The organism is Streptomyces sp. NPDC088732, from assembly GCF_044751205.1.
Taxonomy (GTDB): Bacteria; Actinomycetota; Actinomycetes; order Streptomycetales; family Streptomycetaceae; genus Actinacidiphila.
The window spans coordinates 20,224-42,159 of sequence record NZ_JBIVLI010000024.1 but is presented as its reverse complement, the minus strand read 5'-3'; the positions used below and the strand labels follow the sequence as shown (position 1 = coordinate 42,159).

18 protein-coding genes are annotated in these 21,936 nt (G+C 72.1%); 7 read left to right on the top strand and 11 right to left on the bottom strand.

The genetic code is table 11. The features are described from left to right. Positions 1-16: 16 nt before the first annotated feature. From ACIP9H_RS32850 to ACIP9H_RS32840, 3 genes are all read right to left on the bottom strand, one after another. Positions 17-943, bottom strand: a complete 927-nt coding sequence (locus ACIP9H_RS32850) for a carbohydrate ABC transporter permease (protein ID WP_401583544.1) — start codon at positions 941-943, stop codon at positions 17-19. Positions 944-954: 11 nt separating this feature from the next. Next, positions 955-1,989: a carbohydrate ABC transporter permease gene (locus ACIP9H_RS32845; RefSeq protein WP_401583545.1), complete on the bottom strand. Its 1,035-nt coding sequence runs from the start codon at positions 1,987-1,989 to the stop codon at positions 955-957. Positions 1,990-2,104: 115 nt separating this feature from the next. Beyond that, positions 2,105-4,234 carry a fibronectin type III domain-containing protein gene (locus ACIP9H_RS32840; RefSeq protein WP_401962451.1) on the bottom strand — a complete coding sequence of 710 codons (2,130 nt, stop codon included), beginning with the start codon at positions 4,232-4,234 and terminating at the stop codon, positions 2,105-2,107. Between the two features lie 439 nt (positions 4,235-4,673). On the opposite strand from ACIP9H_RS32840, the gene ACIP9H_RS32835 reads away from it, so the two are divergent. Beyond that, on the top strand, positions 4,674-5,828 hold the full coding sequence (locus ACIP9H_RS32835; RefSeq protein ID WP_401583548.1) for an ROK family protein: 1,155 nt from the start codon (positions 4,674-4,676) through the stop codon (positions 5,826-5,828). A 37-nt stretch (positions 5,829-5,865) separates the two neighbouring features. Next, positions 5,866-6,954: a mandelate racemase/muconate lactonizing enzyme family protein gene (locus tag ACIP9H_RS32830; protein ID WP_401962449.1), complete on the top strand. Its 1,089-nt coding sequence runs from the start codon at positions 5,866-5,868 to the stop codon at positions 6,952-6,954. Here the strand turns inward: ACIP9H_RS32830 and ACIP9H_RS32825 are convergent. From ACIP9H_RS32825 to ACIP9H_RS32815, 3 genes are read right to left on the bottom strand one after another with little or no spacing between them, the layout of a single operon-like run. After that, a complete protein-coding gene (locus tag ACIP9H_RS32825; RefSeq protein WP_401962447.1) occupies positions 6,951-7,268 on the bottom strand; it encodes a hypothetical protein in 318 nt (105 codons plus the stop codon). The two genes, ACIP9H_RS32830 and ACIP9H_RS32825, sit on opposite strands and share 4 nt — an antisense overlap. Further along, entirely contained in the window at positions 7,265-7,549 is a 285-nt protein-coding gene (locus tag ACIP9H_RS32820) for a TetR-like C-terminal domain-containing protein (RefSeq protein ID WP_401962445.1), read from the bottom strand. The genes ACIP9H_RS32825 and ACIP9H_RS32820 overlap by 4 nt, the downstream gene beginning before the upstream one ends. A 9-nt stretch (positions 7,550-7,558) precedes the next feature. Further along, a complete protein-coding gene (locus ACIP9H_RS32815) occupies positions 7,559-8,302 on the bottom strand; it encodes an SDR family oxidoreductase (RefSeq protein ID WP_401962442.1) in 744 nt (247 codons plus the stop codon). Positions 8,303-8,454: 152 nt separating this feature from the next. Here ACIP9H_RS32815 and ACIP9H_RS32810 point away from each other — a divergent pair, with 152 nt between their 5' ends. Continuing rightward, entirely contained in the window at positions 8,455-9,360 is a 906-nt protein-coding gene (locus ACIP9H_RS32810) for a helix-turn-helix domain-containing protein (protein WP_401583554.1), read from the top strand. A gap of 245 nt (positions 9,361-9,605) precedes the next feature. On the opposite strand, the gene ACIP9H_RS32805 is transcribed toward ACIP9H_RS32810, so the two are convergent. From ACIP9H_RS32805 to ACIP9H_RS32795, 3 genes are all read right to left on the bottom strand, one after another. Beyond that, positions 9,606-10,514, bottom strand: coding sequence for a GNAT family N-acetyltransferase (locus tag ACIP9H_RS32805; protein ID WP_401583556.1), 909 nt, complete (start codon positions 10,512-10,514; stop codon positions 9,606-9,608). A 63-nt stretch (positions 10,515-10,577) separates the two neighbouring features. Then, positions 10,578-11,690, bottom strand: a complete 1,113-nt coding sequence (locus ACIP9H_RS32800; protein WP_401583558.1) for a PP2C family protein-serine/threonine phosphatase — start codon at positions 11,688-11,690, stop codon at positions 10,578-10,580. Between the two features lie 185 nt (positions 11,691-11,875). Beyond that, the gene (locus tag ACIP9H_RS32795; RefSeq protein WP_401583559.1) at positions 11,876-12,604 is read right to left on the bottom strand and encodes a DUF2625 family protein; all 729 of its coding nucleotides are present in this window, start codon (positions 12,602-12,604) and stop codon (positions 11,876-11,878) included. Positions 12,605-12,761: 157 nt separating this feature from the next. Here ACIP9H_RS32795 and ACIP9H_RS32790 point away from each other — a divergent pair, with 157 nt between their 5' ends. Continuing rightward, the gene (locus ACIP9H_RS32790; RefSeq protein ID WP_401583561.1) at positions 12,762-13,442 is read left to right on the top strand and encodes an NADPH-dependent F420 reductase; all 681 of its coding nucleotides are present in this window, start codon (positions 12,762-12,764) and stop codon (positions 13,440-13,442) included. Between the two features lie 180 nt (positions 13,443-13,622). Then, on the top strand, positions 13,623-15,716 hold the full coding sequence (locus ACIP9H_RS32785; RefSeq protein WP_401583563.1) for a PhoX family protein: 2,094 nt from the start codon (positions 13,623-13,625) through the stop codon (positions 15,714-15,716). Positions 15,717-15,827: 111 nt separating this feature from the next. Here the strand turns inward: ACIP9H_RS32785 and ACIP9H_RS32780 are convergent, their stop codons facing one another. Next, positions 15,828-16,580, bottom strand: coding sequence for an SGNH/GDSL hydrolase family protein (locus ACIP9H_RS32780; protein WP_401583822.1), 753 nt, complete (start codon positions 16,578-16,580; stop codon positions 15,828-15,830). 659 nt (positions 16,581-17,239) lie between these two features. Between ACIP9H_RS32780 and ACIP9H_RS32775 the strand changes: the two genes are divergently transcribed. Continuing rightward, positions 17,240-18,091 (top strand): GNAT family N-acetyltransferase, encoded by an 852-nt coding sequence (locus tag ACIP9H_RS32775; protein WP_401583565.1) that lies wholly within the window; start codon positions 17,240-17,242, stop codon positions 18,089-18,091. Between the two features lie 55 nt (positions 18,092-18,146). On the opposite strand, the gene ACIP9H_RS32770 is transcribed toward ACIP9H_RS32775, so the two are convergent. Continuing rightward, on the bottom strand, positions 18,147-20,504 hold the full coding sequence (locus ACIP9H_RS32770; RefSeq protein WP_401962439.1) for an alpha-L-fucosidase: 2,358 nt from the start codon (positions 20,502-20,504) through the stop codon (positions 18,147-18,149). Positions 20,505-20,713: 209 nt separating this feature from the next. Between ACIP9H_RS32770 and ACIP9H_RS32765 the strand changes: the two genes are divergently transcribed. Beyond that, positions 20,714-21,934, top strand: coding sequence for a threonine synthase (locus ACIP9H_RS32765; RefSeq protein WP_401583569.1), 1,221 nt, complete (start codon positions 20,714-20,716; stop codon positions 21,932-21,934). Positions 21,935-21,936: the final 2 nt, after the last annotated feature.

Sequence of the window (21,936 nt, the reverse complement as noted above, 5' to 3'; positions counted from 1 at the left end):
AGGTGCGCGTACGCGGTTACTTGAGGCCGGAGAAGCCGATGGAGTTGACGATCCGCTTGCCGAAGGCGACGAAGAGCAGCAGCATCGGCAGCGCCGCGATGAGGGCGGCGGCCATCAGCCCGGCCCAGTCGGGGGCGGCCTGCGGCGAGGACTGCTTGAACACGCCCAGGGCAAGGGTCAGCGGCTGCACGCTCGCGTCGTTGGTGACCAGCAGCGGCCACATGTAGTCGTTCCAGGCGTTGACGAACATCAGCAGCGACACGGTGGCGATCGGCGCCGCCGACATCGGCAGCACGATCCGCACCAGGATCCGCAGCGGTCCGGCGCCGTCGATGATGGCCGCCTCCTCGATCTCGCTGCTGAGGCCGAGCATGAACTGCCGCAGGAAGAACAGCGTGAAGGCCTGGAACAGCCCGCCGGGCAGGATGAGCCCCGCGAAGGTGTTGGTGAGGCCGAGGTCCTTGATGAAGACGAAGTTCGGCAGCAGGGTGAAGACGCTCGGCACCATCAGCGCGCTGATGAGGATCGAGAACACCAGGTTCCGGCCGCGCCAGTGCAGGCGGGAGAACGCGTAGGCCGCGCAGGCGGAGAACAGCACGATGAGCGCGGTCTGCACGGAGGCGTAGATCAGGGAGTTGCGCAGGTAGAGCGCGATGTCCAGGGAGGCGCCGGAGCCGCCCTGGGCCTGGGCCTCGGCGAGGGAGGCCAGCCCGAGCGCCCGCTTGAACGCACCGAGGGTGAAGCCGACGGGCAGCGGCGAGGAGGGGTCGGTGGCCAGCTGGTAGTTGTTGGACAGCGCGGTGCGCAGGATCCAGTAGAAGGGGAAGACCGTGGCCAGGGAGACGATCCCGAGGTAGGTCCAGGCCAGGATCCGGCCGGGGCCGGCCTTGCGGGTGCGGGGGCGCCGTACGGACTTCGTGCGGGGCGCGAGGGCGAGCGTCATCAGGGCCTCCGTCAGTTCAGGTCGGATTCGTCGGCCCGGGCGAGCCGCAACTGGGTGAAGGTGACCGTGATGAGCAGGACGAACAGCGCCAGCGACATCGTCGCGGCGTAGCCGAAGTCGAACTGCCGGAAGGCCTTGTCGTAGATGTACATCTGGAGCACGTTCGAGGCGTTGGCCGGTCCGCCCTTGGTGGTGACCGCGACGATGTCGAAGACCTGGAAGGCGTTGATCACCGTCAGGACGACCACCATCACCAGGATCGGCCGCAGCAGCGGCACGGTCAGGCGCCGGAACATCTGGAACTCGCTCGCGCCGTCGACCCGGCCGGCCTCGTAGATGGTGGGCGGGATGGTCTGGAGACCGGCGAAGATCAGCAGGGAGTAGTACCCCATCCACTTCCACACGCTGATCGCGGCGAGGGAGGGGATCGCCCACGGGCCGCTGCCGAGGAAGAGGATCGAGTGGCCGATGACGTGGTCGAGCACGATGTTGATGACGCCGAGGTGCGGGTCGAGCATCCACTGCCAGACCAGCGCGGCGATCACGTTGGAGATCAGGAACGGCATGAGGATCATGCCGCGCAGCGCCGAGGAACTGGTGACGCGGTGCAGGATCACCGCCGTCACCAGGGATATCAGCGTGCCGGCGACGACGGACAGCACCACGAAATAGACGGTGACGAGCAGCGAGTGCCAGAAGACGTCGTCGCCGAACATCTCGCGGAAGTTGGCCAGTCCGACCCAGTTCGGCGGGGTGAGGACGTGGAAGTCGGTGAAGCCGAGGTAGATCCCGCGGAGGGTCGGATACGCGTAGAAGATCGCGAAGCCGACCACCGAGGGCAGGATGAGCAGCAGGGCGACCGGCAGGTCCTTGCGCCGGGCCGCCACCGACCTGGTGGCGGCCGGGCGCTTGGTCCTGCCGCTGTTCTTCCCTGGGGTGATCGCGGATTTCCCGCTGGATGAGGCGGCCGTGGTGGCCTCCGCGCCGGCTGCGCCGGACGGCGGTGTCACCGGCGTCGTGTGGTTGCCCTGCGATGTGACCACCACGGCACTCTCCTTTTCGTACGTCGGTCGAACGGGTGGTTCTGTGGTGCTTCCGCTCAGTGCTTCATTGCTTCAGCGGCTCAGCGGCTCAGCGGTTCGGTGCGGGTTCCGCCGCGGGTCAGAGGGTGATCCGGTCGATGTCGGACACGTAGTCGGACGGGTTGCCGAAGCCGATCGTGTTGGCGCCGGCCTTCAGCTCGACGGGCACGGTGACGGTCCGCGGCCGGCCCCACTCGTTGTCGTTGCCGCCGGGCAGCGGGAGCTGGAACGCGGTCCCGTTGACGGTGACGACGACCGTGCGGCCGGAGGAGCCGTCGGTGTAGTCGAGCTTCATCAGGTAGGTGCCGTCCTTCGGCGCCGCGACGTTGTTGACCGCCACCGAGCCGTTGCCGCCGCCGAGGTTGCCGACCTTCTTGCCGCCGGAGCAGGCCTGGCAGTCGTTGACGCTCGCGTTGCCGGTGAGTGTGTTGCCGGACGCCTCGGCCTCGTACGCGACGGGGCCGCCGGCGGCCGGGGTGGTGACCGGGACGGCCTTGCCCGCCGCGGACTGGCGGCCGCGGGAGTCGTGGGCGACGACGGTGAACGAGTAGCCCGTGGCGGCCTGGAGACCGGTCACGGTGGTGGCGGTGCCGCTGGTCGAGGCGACCTTGGTGCCGCCGGCGTAAACGTCGTAACCGGTCGTGGCGGTACCGGTGTTCACCGGCTGCCAGGCCAGCGAGACGCTGGAGGCGGTGGAGGCGGTGGCGTGCACGGCCAGCGGCACACCCGGCTTGCCGGTGACGGCGTCCGGGGTGACGCGCAGCAGGCGGGAGCCGTGCGGGGGCAGGTTGTCGGTGAAGCCGCCGGCGCTCTTGCCGAGGTTCTTGTGGCTCCACAGGTCGCGGACCGCGGGCTTGCCGCTGATGCCCAGCTCGCTCCAGTCGGCGGTGACGTCGGCGTAGCCCTTGCCGAGGTTGAACAGCGCCACGGTGTAGCTGCCGTCGGCGTTGCGGGCGTACCAGACCTGCTCGGGGGTCTTCTGGCTGACGGGCCGGGCCGGGTTGCCGGCCTGGTCGACCGCGATGACCTCGTCGTTGGTGAGCAGCGACAGGCCGTAGGGGTCGAGGTGGGTGAGGTCGTCGCCGATGTACAGCGGGGCGCTCTCGATGGCCCACAGCGTCATGTGGCTCTGCCGCTCGACCTCGTTGAGTCCGTCCAGAGGGCCAGCGCCGACGTCGAGGGAGTCGAGGTTGTTCCAGTGGCCCGGTCCGGCGTCGTCGATCCACGGGACGACGTCGTTCCACCGCTGCTTGACGGAGTTGTTCCAGGTCACCAGGGTGTCGCAGTAGCACTCGACGTCGGTGTCGATGCGCCAGCCGTTGGAGTTCTGCTTCCAGACGTCGGCCTTGTCGTGGCTGAGCGACCAGGACAGGATGAACTGGATGGGGCGGCCGGTCTTCTCCAGGGCGCTGTGCCAGGCCTGGATGTCGGGGACGTTGTTGTGCGCCTCGTCGCCCTGGTTGGAGCCCGGGCCGACACCGTCGATCTTGAGGAAGTCCACGCCCCAGTCGGCGTACTCCTGCGCGATGGAGTCGATGTACTTGGTGGTGCACGGGCTGGCGAAGTTCAGCTGGTAGGAGACGTTGTCCCAGCCGCTGGTCTTGCGCAGGTCGGGGTAGACGATGTCCTTGGTGGTGCAGCCCGGCGCGTCCAGGATGGGGCTCTTGCCGTCGTTGTACGCGTCGATGTAGAGGCCGACCGCCATGTAGACGCCGAACTTCAGGCCCTTGGCGTGCAGTTTGTCGCCGAGGTACTTCATGCCGTGCGGGAACTTGACGGGGTCCGCGGCCGGCCGGGCGTACTCGTCGACGACGTTCTTCTGCGTGTTCGGGTTGACGTTCCAGCCCGCGTCCACGTTGACGTACTCGTAGCCGTGCGACTTCAGCTTCGAGGCCAGGATGTCCGCCTGCTGGAGGACGTGCGACTCGGTGAGCCAGGAGCCGCCGTAGCCGGGGAAGTTGGTGGACTCCAGGCTCCAGCTGCTCCAGCCCATGTAGGGCTTGGCGGCGAGCACCGGGGCGGTCTTCGTTCCGGCGGTCTGCGCGACGGCCGTGGCGGGGGCGGTGGCCGGGGCGGCGACGGCCGGCACGACGAGGGGCGCCGCGAGGGCGCCCACCGCGAGGGCGGGGAGGAAGAAGGCCCTGCGCATGCCGCTGCGCGTCCGGGGCCTGAGCCGTCTCAGACGTGCGCGTACAGCTGAACGAGCCATGGGGGTACTCCATTTCGGCGCGACGGGGTACGGCAGGACGCGGCGGCGCGCGACCGGGGCCGGCGCTGGGGCGTCCGCTGGGGTATCGACGGTGGTGCGGTCGGGGCACGGCAGGGAGGCAGCCGTGCCCCGGAGCCTTCCTCGGTGGCGGTCGTCCCGGAACGCCACCGAGGCCGGAAGTGCTGCGACCGGGGCCCGATCGCACTCCTCCCCCATGAGGACCGTCTCGTCCGCACCGACGAGGAGTGCGGCGAATGTAGCCAGGGTTTCCTTCCAGCGTCAACATATTCGTGCGGAGAAATCCGATGTCTTGACCCGCCAGGACCGGCGATCAGCCGAACTTGCCGGGCAACTCCCCAGCAGGTCACGGAAAAGATGGGATCACTGGGGTGCGTCGCACCTCTTTCTTACTTTCCGTTGGAAAGGTATGGTCCCGGCCATGAGCCTCGCCGACCAGCCCCCCGCCGCTGTCCTGGTCTTCCAGACACTCCTCGCGTACGGCCCCCTCACCCGGGCCGAGATCGGACGGCGTACGGGGCTGTCGGGCGGGGCCGTCACCAAGGCCGCCACTCCCCTGCTGGCCGACGGCTGGATCACCGAACTCGGCCGGCCGTCCGGTGAACGGGCCCACGGCCGCCCGCCGACGCTGATCGCCGTCCACGCGGAACGCGCCCGCTTCGTCGGCGTCAAGGTGACCGGCGACGAACTCATCGGCGTGGTGACCGACCTGACCGCCCAGCCGCTGGCCTCGCGGCGCGCCGGCCTCGACTCCCGCGACGTCGGAACCGTGGTGCTGGCCATCGCCCGCCTCATCACCCAGCTCCGCACCGCCGCCGGGGCGGAGGAGGACGGTGCCATCCACAGCGTCGGGGTCACCATCTCCGGGGACGTGGACGGCCAGACCGGCATCGTGCACTTCTCGCCGTTCCTCAACTGGCGCCGCGTCCCGCTGGCGCAGCTCGTGGAGACCGCCACCGGCATCCCCACGGTGATCGAGAACGACGTACGGGCCCTGACCGTCGCCGAGCAGTGGTTCGGCGCCGGTGTCGGGCTGTCGTCCTTCGCCCTGGTCACGGTGGGCGCCGGCATCGGCTGCGGGCTGTCCATCGGCGGCCGGGTGGTGTCGGGGGCGCACGGGGTGTCCGGCGAGGTCGGACACCTGCCCGTGGGCGGCACCGACCGCACGTGCACCTGCGGCAACACCGGCTGCGTGGAGACCGTCGCCTCGACGCACGCCATCACCGAGCAGGCCCGCCGCGCCACGGGCAACCCCACGCTGACCATGGAGGAGGCGGTCCGCCTCGCGCACGCGGACGACACCGCGGTCCGCGCCGTGTTCTCCCGCGCCGGGCAGGTGATGGGCCTGGCCATGGCGTCGGTCGCCAACCTCATCGGCCCGGAGCGCATCATCATCTCCGGTGAGGGGGTGGCCTCGTACGACCTGTTCGCCGACCAGCTCCGGCAGACCTTCGCCGCCCACGCGTTCGGCGCCGCCGCCGACTGCGCCATCGAGGTCCGCCCGCTGCCCTTCGAGGAATGGGCCCGCGGGGGCGCGGCGGTCGCCGCGCAGCGGGTGTTCGCCCCCTCGAAGTGACCCCCTCCGCGACCCCGAAAGGCACGTGGCCGTCACCATGACCAGGATCAGACACGTCGAGTGCAGGATGGTCTTCCTCGAACCGGAGGTCCTGCGCACCGACGCCCTGCAGACCTTCGTCCGCCAGGAGACGATCCTGGTCTCCCTCACCACGGACGACGGCCTGACCGGCACCGGCTACGCCTACACCATCGGCACCGGCGGCAGTTCGGTGCTCGCCCTGCTCCGCGACCACCTGGCCGAACAGCTGATCGGGGCCGACGCCCGAACCGTCGAGGCGCTGTGGCAGCGGCTGCTGTCGGTCACCCGGGCCACCTCGGTCGGCGCCATCACCTCGCTCGCCCTGGCCGCCGTGGACACCGCCCTGTGGGACCTGCGCTGCCTGCGCGCCGGCGAACCCCTGTGGCGGCTCGCGGGCGGCGCGCACGAGCGGCTGCCGCTGTACGACACCGAGGGCGGCTGGCTCCACCTGACCCCGGACGAACTGGCGAGCGCCGCCCTCCGGGCCAAGGAGCGCGGCCTGCGCGGGGCCAAGGTCAAGGTCGGCAAGCCCACCGCCGGCGAGGACGCGGAACGACTCGCCGCGGTCCGCGCGGCCGTCGGGCCCGACTGGGTGCTGATGGTGGACGCCAACCAGTCGATGACGGGCGCCGAGGCCGTCCGCCGGGCGCGCGCGTACGAACCGTACGACATCGCCTGGTTCGAGGAGCCCCTCCCCGCCGACGACCTCGCCGGCCATGTCCGCCTCGCGGCCTCGACGTCGATCCCCGTCGCCGTCGGCGAGTCCCTCTACAGCGTCGGCCGTTTCGCGGAGTACCTGGCGGCGGGCGCCGCGGGCATCGTCCAGGTCGACGTCGCCCGCGTCGGCGGCATCACCCCGTGGCTCAAGACCGCGCACACCGCGGAGGCCTTCAACGTCCAGGTCGCCCCGCACTTCCTGATGGAACTGCACGCCGGCCTGGCGTGCGCGGTGCCCGCGGGGAGGTGGGTCGAGCACATCCCGCAGCTCGACGCGATCACGCGCACGCCGCTGACCGTCGAGGACGGCTGCGTGGTGCCGTCCGAGACCCCCGGCATCGGCATCGACTGGGACCAGGACGCGATCGACGACCTGCGGGTGGCCTAGGGTGCGTATCGAGTCATGATCCAGTGGCGCAACAGCCGACGCCGGCGCGGCTGTTCGAGCACGACCGACGTCGCGGCCGGCGCGGTTGCGACGACCGCCGCCCACGTGGGCCGAGCGAACCACGGCGCCACCGCTGCGGCGGCCGCTTCGAGCAGCACGAGCAGGAGCATCGCTGCTCCGGGGATCGCCACCGGCGGGTCGAAGGGGCGGTCGCCGGGTGCTCCGACGACGGCCGGAAGTCCGATCAGTTCGGTCAGGAACCGCGGCCCGGAGGCGGCGTTGGTGCGGTTCGGGGAGTCGGCGGCCTGGGTCATGGTCCCGCCCCGGGACGGTGCGGCGCCGTGTCGGGCCCGCCGATGCCGGCCTCGGCCCGCATGCCGTTGATGAGCGCGTTGAACAGGATCCGCACCGCTTCGTAGGTCGCGGCCTGGTTTTCCTCGTCCTCGGGGCGCGGGGCACGGATGCCGGCGGCGTACCGGCCGGGGTGGTCGAGGCCCCACTTCCGGTAGACCCCGGCGATCGCGCGAACCGCGTCCGGGCCGGACCGGCCGACGCCCCGCCGGAGGGCGTTCGGCGAATCGACGTGCAGGTACAACCGGGCCGATCAGCGGCCGGGCAGGTTGTTCAGCGGCGCGGAGCGGCGCTCCAGGAGCTCGGCGTAGGTGCCGTCCCGTTCGGCCCAGCGCAGCGGCAGCGCGGCCTCGGCAACGATCTCGCGGGTCGTGGGCTGCACGGCCAGCAGCTCCATCACCTCGTCGAGGTATTCGTCGACGGGCACGGCCGCCGGGTTGAGCTTCGCCATCGCCGGGGTCGCGACGGCCGGCGGCACGAGCTCGGCCACCTCCACGCCGGTCCCGGCCAGGTGCGCCCGCAGTGACTCGGTGTAGGAGTGGACCGCGGCCTTCGTGGCACCGTAGGTGGCCATGAGCGGGAAGGGCAGGAACGCGATTCCCGAGCTCACGGTGATGATCGTTCCGGCGCCGCGGCTGATCAGGTGCGGCGTGAAGGCGTCGATCATCCGGATCGTACCGAGCAGGTTCGTGGCGACCATGTTCTCGGCGTCGGTGATGTGCGCGGGGTCGCGCAGGTCTTCGGTGAGGAGGACTCCGGACATCGTGACGACGACGTCGAGGTCGGGGTGCGCGGCGAGCACTTCGTCGCGGGCCCGCAGGACCGAGGTGGGGTCGGTGACGTCGATCCGAACGGACCGCAGGCCGTCCTGCTGCGGCTCGGGCCTGCGCCCGCCGACGACGACCGTGTTGCCGTCCTTCGCGAACCGGTGCGCGAGTCCGAGCCCGATGCCAGAGGTGCCACCGACAATGAGCACTGTGCGATTGGTGAGCTTCACCAGAACCTCCCTGTGACGTTCGGTAGTCGTCCGACGACCACCTGCTTCCGCAACCAGGCTCGCTCGCATGCTTCGGAACCGGAAAGGCCCTGCTGATCCGGGGTGTGCCAGGACCCCGTCTGCGACCGTCGGCCGCGGCTACGGTGGTAGGTATGCCTCAAGACGACGCGAACCGGCTGGGCGAGTACCTGCACGCCCGCCGTGACCTGGTCACGCCGCAGCAGGCCGGCATCCCCGGTGGCGCCAACCGGCGCGTCCCGGGGCTTCGCCGCGAGGAGGTCGCGATGCTTGCCGGTATCAGCGCCGACTACTACCTGCGGCTGGAGCGCGGCAGGGATCACAACCCCTCCCCGCAGGTGCTCCAGGCCATCGCCCGTGTCCTCTACCTCGACGACCTGGAAACCGAGTACCTGCTCGGGCTCAACGGGCCCCGCCCGCCGGCCCGCCGCAAGCAGCGCGCGCCGCAGCCGCCCGCCCGGTTGCACCATCTGTTGGCGGCCGTGCACGTGCCGGCGTTCGTCGAGGACCGGCACTTCGACGTCCTGGCCGCCAACCAGCTCGCGACGGCCCTGTCGCCGCGGCTCCGGCCCGGCGAGAACCGGCTGCGCTCCCTGCTGCTCGACCCCGAGGAACGCCACTTCCAGCACGACTGGGAGGCGGCGGTCGTCGACTCCGTCGCGGCGTTTCGCCGTTCGGTGGACGACAGCGTCGCCGACCAGCGCTCAGTCGAACTCGTCGGCGAACTGTCCCGGGCCAGCAACCGCTTCCGCACCCTGTGGGCACGGCACGACATCAAAGCGCTCGGCTGCACCAGCACCGTCAACCATCCGGTCGTGGGCGAACTGCACCTCAACCGCGAGAAGGTCGCCGTCGGAGACCTGCTGCTCGTGCTCTACTACCCGGACCAGGGCAGCGACGCCGTCGAGAAGCTCCAACTGCTGGCCTCCCTCGCCCCTGCCGGCGGGCAGCAGCCCGCTGCGGCCGTCGACCCGCCGACAGGCAGCGACGCCGACGCCCGCCCCCGATCGCAGGACAGCCGGGGCGGAAGCGGGCCGTGACGCTCTGCCCGCGATCCGACAAAGCGCAACTGACGGATGCGGAGCGGGAGTTCGTCGAGCCGTTTCCGCCGATCGCGCGTACGGCCCGTGTCCCGCGCGGCTGCGGCAGCCGTTCGAGGGCGTGATCCGGCGGTTCGGGACGGCGGGGCCGTGGCGTGAGATGCCGCAGGAGTCCGGTGCCTGGTCGACCGTCCACACCGCTTGCGCCAGTGCCGCGACGCCGGAGTCTTCGAGGCGCTCGCGGCTCAGTGCGCGCCCCGGGACCCCTCGGGCAGGGTCCGCTCGAACCAGTGGTGGGCGTACGGCTCGGAGTTGAAGGCCTCGGTCTCGGTGAATCCCGCGGTCTCGTAGAGGCGCCTGGCCTCGCCGAGCGTGCGGTTGGTCTCCAGTCGCAGGGTGCGCATCCCGCGGGCGGCCGCCTCGTCCGCGAGGCGCTCCAGGATGCGGCGGCCGAGGCCGAGCCCGCGGACGTCCGGCGAGGTCCACATCCGCTTCACCTCCGCGATCCGCGTCCCGGCGCGCAGTTTGAGCGCCCCGCACCCCACGGGGGAGCCCTGCGCGCTCGCCACCAGGAGCAGGCCGTCGGGCAGCGTCATCTCCTCGTCGCCGGCGGAGAGCGAGCGGGCCGGGTCGAACCCGGTGTCGAAGCGCCGGCCCAGTTCCTCGAAGTAGGAGCGCAGGCAGTAACGGGCGTCGGGGGTGCGCGGATCGGTGATCTCGATCCGCACCTGAGAGGCCAGCAGCAGCCGTTCGACCTCCGCCATCGCCGCCACCAGGCGGCCGCGCTGGCCGTCGGTCAGCGGCACGAGGATCGACTCCGCCAGTTCGTCGGACGCGCGGTCCAGCACCCCCCGCTCGGCGGCGCCGGCCCGGGTCAGACGTACCTTCCGCACGCGCCCGTCGTCCGCGTCCGGGTCCGTGGTCACCAGGCCGTCCGACTCCAGCCGCCGCAGTTGCCGGCTCAGGTATCCCGAGTCCAGGCCCAGCCGCGAGCGGAGTACGCGGACCTCCGACCCGTCCGGCTCGACCTCCCACAGCAGCCGCGACAGCCCGAGCGACCGGTCCCGCGACAGGTACGCGTCGTTGAGGGCGCCGACCCGCTGTGTGACGGCGCGGTGGAACCTGCGCACGCCGTCGATCTGTCCTCGCTCCATTCTCTGACCGTAGTCAGAGAATTCCGGAAGGGCAAGTGGCCTTCGGGGGCTGCCGCGGCACCGTCACAGCCGTACGACGACGAGGGCCGTGTCGTCGGTCAGGCCGCCCGGCGGGGCGAGGTCGGCGAGCAGGGCGTCGGCGAGCGCCTCGGGGTCGGCCGCGTCGTACCGGGCGAGGGATCCCGCAAGGCGGGCCAGGCCGGTGTCGATGTCCTCGTGGCGGCGCTCGATCAGCCCGTCGGTGTAGAGGACGAGCACGGCTCCCCCGGTGAAGGGCACCGTGGCCTGGTGGCGCAGGACGTGCTCCGGCGAGGCGGCGAGCGGTGGGTCGGTGACACGGTCCAGGAACTCGACGGCGCCGTCCGGCCGCCGGAGCGCGGGCGGCGGGTGACCGGCCCTGCTGTAGGTGATGGTGCGGGCGGACCAGTCGACGAAGGTGCAGGCCGCGGTGGTGTTCTCGGCGCCGTCGATCGACCGGGCGTGCAGCCCGAGCACCTCCAGGGCCTTCGCGGGACCGTCCAGGACCCGGGTGGCGGCGCAGAGCGCGCTCCGCAGCTCCCCCATGATCCCGGCCGCGGGCAGGCCGTGGCCCACGACGTCGCCCACGGACACCGCGATGGAGTCGCCCGGCCGGTCGACCACGTCGTACCAGTCGCCGCACACGTTCAGCGCGTCCACCGCGGGCAGGTAGCGCACCGCCACCGGGTGGCGGCCGGCCGGACGCAGGCCGGGCAGCATCGCCTCCTGGAGGCTCAGCGCGACCTCGCGGGCCCGGATGAACTCGGTGACCTCCTCCACCCGGTGCAGCAGAAGCACCACCTGCCCGTCGGGGTCGAGGACGGGTAGGTTGACCACGCTGACGTAGCGCTCGTCCCGCGTCCCCGTCCGCCGGGGATCACCCACGGCGTACCGCTGGAGCGCCATCGTCTCGCGCCGCCCGGTCGTGGCCACCCGGCGCAGTGACGCCTCGACATTGCGCAGGACCCGTACGGCGAGCTCGTCGGGGAGGCCGCCGATGTCGTCGCACAGCGGCCGCCCGATGATCTCGGCGCGGCTGTGGCCCCAGGTGCGCAGGAACTCCTCGTTCGCGTCGACGTAGACCAGCTGGGGGGAGAGCAGCGCCGCCGGCCCGGGGAAGGACCGGAACACCGCCGTGTAGTCGATCGGTTCCGTCACGTCCGTCCCGTCGCCGCACCGCCGCTGTGGCCTCACACGATAGGAGGGCCACGCGCCCCGGCGGCGGCGCTCCGGTGCTGAAACGGGGCAGGTCACACGGGTGGCCCCGGCCACCGGCGACGGAAGCGGAGCCGTCCTGACGGCCGGCGGCCCCGCGCACCGCGGTGCCGCGCACGGCCGCGCCGCTACACCGTGCCGAGGAACCCCGGGTCGGCCGGGCCCGTCCGGCGGGCGAAGTCCCTTGCCACGCCGAGGACCTCGCGCATCGGCACGGGACGCCGGCTGGTCGCGGCGGGATCGGCGTGCGCCTCCTTCGACCAGAGGAACGGGTACACGCTGATCCCCTGCGAAGGGGACAGGGCCGCGGTCTCCTCGCGCCAGCCGGGCCACCGCAGCTCCTCGTAGAAGGGCTGGAGGCCGCCGGCGAGCAGCCAGGAGATCCACCCGGAGTGGCCCATGTCCAGGGCCTCCCACTCCAGCGTGTCCGGCGCGAACCAGCTCATCTGCCCCGGGACGCCCGGGCGGCCCCCGGCCGCGGGGTCGTGGCCGTTGAGCGCGAACACCCCGCCCAGCACGTCATGGCCGACGACGAGACCGGTCGCGGGGTGCCACGCCGGGTCGAAGGCGGCGGGGAAGTCGTTGACCCGGCCGAGGCTCGGCAGGCCGTCGCTCCCGGGCCCCGTGCCGCCGCCGAACACCCGCAGCCATCCGCCGTCCACGAGCAGTCCCCCGGTGCGGAGCGTCAGCCCGCCGAGCGTGGAGCGCGCGGTGACCTGCATCTGGAGCAGGCAGCGGCGTCCCTCTGCGTCGTCGGCGGGAAGCACCTCCAGCGGCACGGTGGCGGCGGCGAACGCCTCCCGCAGATGCGGCCACACCGGATCGTCCACATCGGTCAGTTCGTCGAGTCCACGCACCCGGGCATGATCGCAGTGCCGGCCGGCGGCCTCTTCGCGGGGGGCGCGTCCCGGCGCCCGGGGCCGGGGCGCGCGTCGGAGCGGCGGAAGAAAGCCGCCGGAGCCGATCGTTGGACCAGGAACCGGTGCAACGGACATCTCAGAACGAGGTCACACCATGGCAACTCTTGGACTCATCGGCAGCGGCTCTATCGGCGGCACTCTGGCGCGGCTCGCGACGGACGCCGGGCTGGACGTGGTCCTCAGCAATTCCCGGGGGCCGGAGACGCTCGCGGACCTGGTGTCCGGGCTCGGCCCGCGGGCGCGCGCGGCGACGCCGGAGGAGGCGGCCGCCGCAGGCGACTGGGTGGTCGTCACCATCCCCGTCAAGGCCGTCGGCCAGGTCCCGGTGGCACCGCTGGCCGGGAAGACGGTCATCGACACCGGCAACTACTACCCGCAGCGGGACGGCGAGATCGCCGAGCTGAAGGACGGCGGCAGCACGGACAGCCAGCTGCTCCAGCAGCACCTGCCGGACTCCCACGTGGTGAAGGCCTTCAACAACATCTTCTTCCGCCACCTGGCCGTGCTCGCCCGGCCGAAGGGCTCGCCGGACCGCACCGCGCTGCCCGTCGCGGGTGACGACCCGGCCGCCGTCGCGCAGGCCGCCGAGCTGCTCGACCTGCTCGGCTACGACGCTCTCGCCTACGGCACTCTCGCCGACAGCTGGCGCTCGCAGCCGGGCACCCCGGTCTACGGCCCGCCCTACGGGGGCGGCGCCGCCGACTTCGCGCACGCGGAGGCCACGCCCGCCTCCGCGGACACCATCCGCGCGCTCCTGGACGCGGCCACCCGCTGACCCGGTGCCGTTCCGGCGCGGCGGGCCGTCGTCCGCCGCGCCCCGGGGCGCGATGACACCGTGAAACGGGTCAACGCGCGCCGGTTCATGCGTGGTTCATGTCTCCGCCACCACCCCGAAGGGGCGTCGCTTTACCTTTCCATGGGACTTCCATTACCCGGACAAGACCATGGAGGCATCGTGCGGCCCCACAGACTCCTTCCCCTGCTCACCCGGCACGCGGCCGGCAGATCGGCCCTGACCTGCCAGTACAAGTGCGGCAACGCGTGTGCGCACGAGGCCCCCAACACCAGCGACAACCCCTATCTCGGCGACGTCGTGGCCGACGCGCTCTCGCGGCGCACGATGCTGCGCACCGGGGCCGTGGTGACACTGGCCGCCGCCGCGGGCGGCCTGGTCGTGGCGAACGGCGGTGACGTGGCCGCCGCCGTGCCCGAGGCGCTGCGCGGCGGCTCGCACGGCGGCGGCGTCGACCGTGAAGCGGCCAAGGGCCTGCGCTTCGTGCCCGTCAAGCCGAACACCACCGACGCCGTGGTCGTCCCCGAGGGGTACGCGCAGAGCGTCGTTATCCGCTGGGGCGACCCGATCCTGCGCGGCGCCCCGGCGTTCGACCCGGCGCGCCAGACCGCCGCGGCGCAGGCGGCGCAGTTCGGCTACAACAACGACTTCCTGCACCTGTTCGAGCTGCCCGGCGAGCGCCACCGCCACGTGCTCGTCGCCAACCACGAGTACACCGACGAGATCCTGATGTTCGCCGGGTACGACGCGGCGGCCCCGACCCGGCAGCAGGTCGAGATCGCCTGGGCCGCGCACGGCCTCAGCGTGGTGGTCGTCGAGGAGGACCGGCGCTCCGGCCGCCTGTACCCGGTGAGCCGGCACGAGCTGAACCGGCGCGTCCACACCACGACCCCGTTCCGCCTGACCGGTCCCGCGGCCGGCAGCCCGCTGCTGCGCACCAAGGCGGACCCCACCGGCACGAAGGTGCTCGGCACACTGAACAACTGCGCGGGCGGTACGACCCCGTGGGGCACCGTGCTGTCCGGCGAGGAGAACTTCAACCAGTACTTCGCCAACGCGGCCTCCGTCACCGACCCCGTGACCGCGGCGCGGCTGCAGCGCTACGGCGTGACCGGCACGGCCAGCGAGCGCAAGTGGGAGCGGTACGACGACCGCTTCGACCTGGCCAAGGAGCCCAACGAGATCAACCGCTTCGGCTGGATCGTGGAGCTCGACCCCTTCGACCCGTACTCCACCCCGCGCAAGCACACCGCGCTCGGCCGCCTCAAGCACGAGGCCGCCCAGCCGCGTCTCACCGAGGACGGGCGTCCGGTCGTCTACATGGGCGACGACGAGCGCTTTGACTACATGTACAAGTTCGTTGCCGCCAAGCCGATGCGGCACGGCTCCGGACGCGCGGTCCGCGAGTACAACATGACGCTGCTGGACGAGGGCACGCTGTACGTCGCCCGGCTCACCGGCGACAGCCCGGCCGCGGAGCTCGACGGCTCCGGCGCCCTGCCCGGTGACGGCGCGTTCGACGGCTCCGGCGAGTGGATCAAGCTCGCGAGCGGCACGACCTCGTTCGTCGAGGGCATGACCGCCGAGGAGGTGTACCTCTTCACCCGGCTCGCGGCGGACAAGGCCGGCGCGACGAAGATGGACCGCCCCGAGGACGTGGAGCCGAGCCCGCGCACCGGTCGCGTCTATGTCGCCCTGACCAACAACACCAACCGCGGCAGGGCCGGTTCCCCCGGTCCCGACGAGGCCAACCCCCGGAGCAACAACCGGCACGGACATGTGCTGGAGCTGGCGGAGTTCTTCGACGACCCGGCCGCCGACCGCTTCGCCTGGCGGCTCTTCCTCGTGGCCGGCGACCCCTCCGACCCGTCCACGTACTTCGCGGGCTTCCCCAAGGACCAGGTCAGCCCGATCTCCTGCCCCGACAACGTGGCCTTCGACCCGCACGGCAACCTGTGGATCTCCACCGACGGCGCGCCCGGCACCCTCGGCACCCATGACGCCCTCTACGGCGTCGCCGTGCAGGGCGACAAGCGGGGCCAGGTGCGGCAGTTCCTGAGCGTGCCGAAGGGCGCCGAGACCTGCGGCCCGATCATCCAGGAGCAGCGGGTCCTGGTCGCCGTGCAGCACCCGGGCGAGACGGACGGCTCCACCTACAGCAACCCCTCCTCGCGCTGGCCGGACGGCGGCAAGGGGATCCCCCGTCCTTCCGTGGTCGTGGCGTGGCGCAAGGACGGGCACGGCATCGGCACCTGACGGCCGGGGCCGGGGCCCGGCACCGGACGCGTGAGCGCCGGTGCGGCCGGGACCGTGCCCGCGGAAGGCCGCGGGCACGGTCCCGGCCGGGTGCCGGTGCGGGTGGGGGTGTCAGCTGATGGCGTTCATGACGGGGTAGTAGCCGCTCGAGTGCCCGGTGGCCGTGGGGTGGTAGGATTCCCAGCTCGGCGAGATGACGAGGGAGTGCAGGTAGTCGTCGCCGGAGCAGAGCTCGTGGTTGTTGAAGGTGTTGCGGACGTCGCCGAAGACGAAGCCGTGGGCGGCCGCCCGGGCGGCGATGACGCTGTCGAGCACGTCCGCCGCCTCGTCGATCTTGCGGTGCTTGGTGTCGGAGAGGCCGACGCAGAAGACGTTGAGGGTGTAGACGCGCGGGTAGCCCAGGACGACGACCTTGGCGTTGGGAGCCTTGGCGCGGATCGCGTCGTACGTGGCGTCCAGGCGGGCCGGGAGGGTGTTACGCGCGTAGTTCTCCGCCGTGTTGACCCGGTTGACGCAGGTGGTGTCGGAGCCGGTCACGCAGGTGGTCATGACGTCCGCGAAGCCGGCGTCGTTGCCGCCGATCGTGATCGAGACGAGCCCGGTGGAGGCGTTCAGCGGACCGAGCTGGCTGTTGGTCACGTCCGTGGTCACCGCGCCGGAGCAGGAGGTGTCGGCGAACGAGGACGGGGCGTGGGCGTTCTTCCACAGGTACGGGTACGCGCTGAAACTCCGGTGGCAACTACCGCTGGCGCTGTCGTAGTTGCCCGCGCCGTTGCCCGAGGAGTACGAGTCCCCGAGCGCGACGTAGGCAGGTCCGGCGGCGTGTGCCGGACTCGACAGGAGCAGACCGAACACCATGGCCATGATCAAGGTGGCGAGGGCCGACAACGACTTCGTGGGTCTCACGGAACCTCCCTGAGCGGTGAACTGACTACCACTTAGTAGCGCCAGTTCCGGCACCTTGGGAAGTGTCCATGACAATAATTCTTCCCGCGTAGATCTCGCGTTCGCCGGACGCGGAGCCGGCGTTGGCCCCGGCGTCACGCTCCGGATCGGAGTCCTCGCGCGGGCGCGCCGCACCACGTCACAACATCAGCCACGGACAACGGAGTTGAGGGCTTCCGACGGACAGGTGATGACACGTCGGCGGGGCACACCGTGTGCCGTACGCCGGGACGGCCGGGAAGCGGGAGGCGGGATCGGCACCGCGCCCCGGACCGCAGCCCTCCCCCACCAGGGGCATCGGGCACGTCCGGCGTATGTCGCCCCGCGTGGACGCCGACCTGAGGAGTGGCCCCCCGGACCGGCGAGGCGGGCGGCGGCGTGTGACTCCGTGGGCGAAGGTGGGAGGACGCGGCACACCGGAACCGGACGAGTGGCCCGGATCACAGGGGCCGGTTCGAACTTTCCCCACGGCGGCCGCGTCCTGCCGGTGTCCGCCGCCGCGGCCCGCGCGGCGCCGGGCCCCGAGCGGTTCGCCCCTTCCCGTACGACACAGACCCCCCGAAAGAGCCGGTTGCCCCATGAACACCCTGGTCCCCCCGTCGGTCGCCGAGCAGTCCGAGGCCGAGGCGCTGTTCCGGTTCGAGACCGGCGCCCCCGAGCACCTGCGCACCGCCCTGGGTATGAACGCCGCGCGGATCGGCGGCGGAGTCGTGCTGTCGATGCGCAACGACCCCACCCGCTTCTGGAGCAAGGCCCTGGGGTTCGGGGTCACCGGCCCCGTGACGCCCGAGCTGATCCGCGAGGTGTGCGACTTCTACCGGGCGGAGGGGACCCCGCAGGCCGTCCTCCAGATCGCCCCCGCGTTCCTCCCCGGGGACTGGGAGGCCGTCTGCGCGAGCGAGGGCATCACCGAGGGCTCGTCCTGGGTGAAGCTCGTCGGCGCGGCGCAGGACGTCGTCGCCCGCGCCGACGCCCTGGACAAGGCACCCGACGGGATCACCGTGGCCCCGGTCGAGGCGGGCCACGCGGCCGGGTGGGGGTCGGTGCTGGTGCGCGCGTTCGGCATGCCCGAGGAGCACTACGCCCAGCTGTCCGCGTACTCGGCCGCCCAGCCGGGATGGCACCCGTTCGCCGCCTGGCTGGACGGGGAGATCGTGGGCACGGGGACGATGCACGTCCACGGGGAGACGGCCCAGTTCTTCGCCGGCGCGATGCTCCCGCACGCGCGCAACCGCGGCGGGCAGACCGCCCTCCTGGCCGCCCGGGCCCGGGCCGCACGGGACCTCGGCTGCCGCTTTCTGGTGGCCGAGACCGGTGCGGAGACCCCCGGCACCCGCAACCCCTCCCTGCACAACATGGTCCGGCTCGGGTTCCAGGTCGCCTACGAACGCCCCAACTGGAACTGGCAGCCGCTGCCCGAGGCGGCCTGAGACAGCGGCCGGCCCCGCGCCCCGCAGGGGAGGGCGCGGGGCCGGCCGCCGGGGCTCAGTCCTGCCAGTCCACCTTGAAGACCCACACGTGCTCCCCGGCCCTGCGGGCGGCCTCGGGGACGTCGATCACCAGTGCCCCGTTCCGTACCGTCCAGTGCAGGGGCCGGTCGTGGCCGAGCATCGTCACGGTGTCGCCCGCGCGGACGGGCACCGGCGCCCCGACGGTGAGCCGGGCGCCCGGGCGGACCATGCTGTGGATGTAGAAGGCCCGGTTCGGGCGGACGGTGAAGCGCAGGTCGTCGCCGAGCTCCGCCATGAGCGACCAGTACGTCGTGTCGTAGATCGCCTCGCCGTTGGTGCGCAGCCAGCGGCCGGTCTCCCGCAGCCGCCGCTGCATGATCTCCGGGATGGTGCCGTCGGCGCGCGGGCCGATGTCCAGGAGGAAGTTGCCGTTCTTGGACACGATGTCGACGAGGCTGCGCACGACCTCCTCGGCGGTCATGTAGGCGTCGTCCGGGGTCGCCCGGTTCCACCCGTAGCTGCGCGGGTCCAGTCCGCGGCTGGCCTCCCACTTGGCGACGACGGTGCTGTCGTAGGTGGTGTACTCGGGCGTGGTGTAGTCGTGGAACCCGATGCCCGAGCGGTCGTTGACGGTCACGTCGACGGGCCGGTGCCGGTTCTTGGCGTGGTTGAAGTACTCGGCCAGCACATGGACGCTGTCGTTGGAGCCGCCGATGTCGCACCACAGCACGTGCGGGTCGTAGCCGTGGATCAGCTCCAGCATCTGCGGGGCCTGGTAGTCCTTCACGAAGTCCTTGCCGGCCGTGTAGCCGGTGTACGGCACGGACTCCAGGGTGTACGGATTGCGCGGGGCGTGGCCCATCCAGGGGCTGTCCGGGTTGAACCACTCCGGCATCGAGAAGTACAGGCCGCGGCGGAGTTCAGGGGCGTACCGCCGCGAGGCGTCGAAGAGTTCCCCGACCAGGTCGCGGCGCGGGCCCAGCTTCACGGAATTGCGGTCGGACACCTTGCTGTCCCACAGGGCGAATCCCTCGTGGTGCTTGGAGGTGAGCACGTGGTACTGGGCCCCGGCGTCCCGGAAGAGTTCCACCCAGGCCCGCGGGTCGAACTTCTCGGCGGTGAACATCGGGATGAAGTCGTCGTAGGCGAAGTCCTCGCCGTAGGTGGCCCGGTGGTAGGCGTACACCGCGTCGCCGGGGTTCTGCATGCTGTTCCAGTACCACTCGGCGTACTGCTGTCCCACGGGCGACCAGGCGGGCACCGAGTACACGCCCCAGTGGATGAAGATGCCGAACTTCGCGTCCTGGAACCAGTACGGCGCCTGGTGGCCGGAGAGGGAGGTCTCGGTGGGCTCGTAGTCGGCGGTACCCAGGGTCAGGGCGGCGCCGGCCGCGGCGGCGCGGGCGCCGCGGCCGCGGACGGTGACAGTGCCGTCCTGCCGGGTGCCGGGCGCGGTTCCCGGGCGGTTGCGGATCCCGACGCGGACCCGGGCCTGCTCGCCGGGGCCGAGGCGACGGATGCGGACGGGCTCGACGGTGCGGGCGCCGGGGACGTCCACGGTCACGGACACCTCGTCGCGGGCGAGGACCGCGACGGTGCCGGCGTTCAGGACGGTGGCCTCCACGCTCTGCGCGCCGGAGGACTCCAGGAGCGAGTGCGTGGAGTGCGCGTCCCGCACCAGCAGCGCCCGTCCCTCGGCCGGCGGCTGGAGGGAGAGGGCGAAGACGTGCAGGGCCGTGCGGCCCTCCTCGGCGGGCCCGATGTCGGGCAGGGAGACGGCGACGGCCTCGCGCCCCGGGTCGATCCACACCTCCGCGACCTGGATGCCGACGCTGTGCGCGTCGGTGCCGCCGCCGGGCGTGTACCGGTACGGCGCCGACAGCGGGCCGCCGGTCGCGTACCAGTCGGCGCCGCCGAGCCCCGCGGTGGTCGTCGAGCCGTCGGCGTAGTGCACGATGGCCGTGCCGGAGGCGTTGCCGTAGCTGCCGGACGTCAGGAAGACGGCGGACAGGTAGCGGCCCCTGGGCAGGTCGATGCGCTGGCCCCGGGCGACCACGTTGTTGTACGTCCCCGCCCCGGCGGCCGGGAACAGGAAGGGGATGCCGCCCACCTCGATCCGGCCCGAGGGCAGTTCCTCGCCGGGAAAGGTGTAGCCGGAACCGTCGAAGTCGCCGCCGCCGGCGGCCGCGGTGTCGATGCCGTCGTTGTCGAAGAGCGCGTCGAGCGGAACGGGTACCGGATCCGGGACGGCGGCCCAGGGGCCCGTCCCCCGCTCCCCCGCGAGCCCTGCCGCGGGCTCGGCGGCGCCGGCCGGGCCGGCGAGCGGTACGGCGGCCAGGGCGGCGGCACCGGCCGCGGCTCCCAGCACCTGGCGTCGTGGATAGCTGGCCATGAACAGCCCCCCAAAGGCGACTCGATTCATCGGACGTCTGATGATTGAGCCGTAGCTGATTGACTGTCAACGGGGCTGACGTTCAAGGATGTTCCGCGATTGATCCGATGACAGCCCGGCGGTCGTGCGGTGGCGGTCCGGTGAGGCGGGCGTCCCGGCCCGGCCGGCGGGTGTTCCCACGGCCCGCCCCGCCGGGGTAGGAAGGGAGGATGACCTTGCCTTTCAGCACGCTCACGCATCTGGAGTGCGCGCGGTGCGGCCGCCGCCACGACGCCGACCGGGTGCAGAACCTCTGCGCCTGCGGCTCGCCGCTGCTGGCCCGCTACGACCTGGAGCGGCTGCGCGCCTCGCTCACCCCCGCGGACCTCGCGGAGCGGCCGCCCTCGCTGTGGCGCTACCACGAGCTGCTGCCCGTCCGCGCGCCGGAAAACGTTGTCAGCCTGGGCGAGGGCATGACCCCGATGGTGCCGCTGCCCCGCTACGGCGAGGCCATCGGCGTCCCGGGCCTGGTGATGAAGGACGAGGGACTGGTGCCCACCGGCAGCTTCAAGGCCCGCGGCGCGGCGGTCGGCGTGGCCAGGGCCCGCGAGCTGGGAGCACGCGGCATCGCCATGCCCACCAACGGCAACGCCGGCGCGGCGTGGGCCGCCTACGCCGCCCGCGCCGGTCTGGACGCCCTGATCGCCATGCCCGTGGACGCCCCCGCCATCACCCGGGCCGAGTGCGCGGCCGCGGGCGCCGACCTGTACCTGGTGAACGGGCTGATCGGCGACGCGGGACGGCTCGTCGCGGAGAAGATCGCGGCCGACCCCGGCACGTGGATGGACGCGGCCACGCTCAAGGAGCCGTACCGCATCGAGGGCAAGAAGACGATGGGCCTGGAGATCGCCGAACAGCTCGGCTGGCGCGCGCCCGACGTCATCGTCTACCCCACCGGCGGCGGTGTCGGCCTCATCGGCATCCACAAGGCCCTGCTCGAACTGCGCGAGCTGGGCTGGCTCCAGGGCCCGCTGCCCCGCCTGGTCAGCGTCCAGTCCACCGGCTGCGCCCCCATCGTGCGCGCCTTCGAGAAGGGCGAGCGGACCAGCGAGCCCTGGCAGGACGCGCGCACGGTCGCGTTCGGCATCACCGTCCCCAAGGCGCTGGGCGACTTCATGGTGCTGGACGCCCTGTACCAGACCAAGGGCCAGGCCGTCGCCGTCACCGACGAGGAACTGCTCGCCGACCGCGACGCGTGCGCCGCCGCGGACGGCGCCCTGCTCTGCCCCGAGGGCGCGGCGACCCTGTCGGCGGTGCGCGTCCTGCGGGAACGGGGATGGCTGTCGGGCGACGAGGAGGTCGTGGTGCTCAACACCGGCGCCGCGGCCAAGTACCCGGAGGCGTTCCGGACCGATCCTCCGGTCCTGGACCTCACCGACCGCATCCCGTAGCA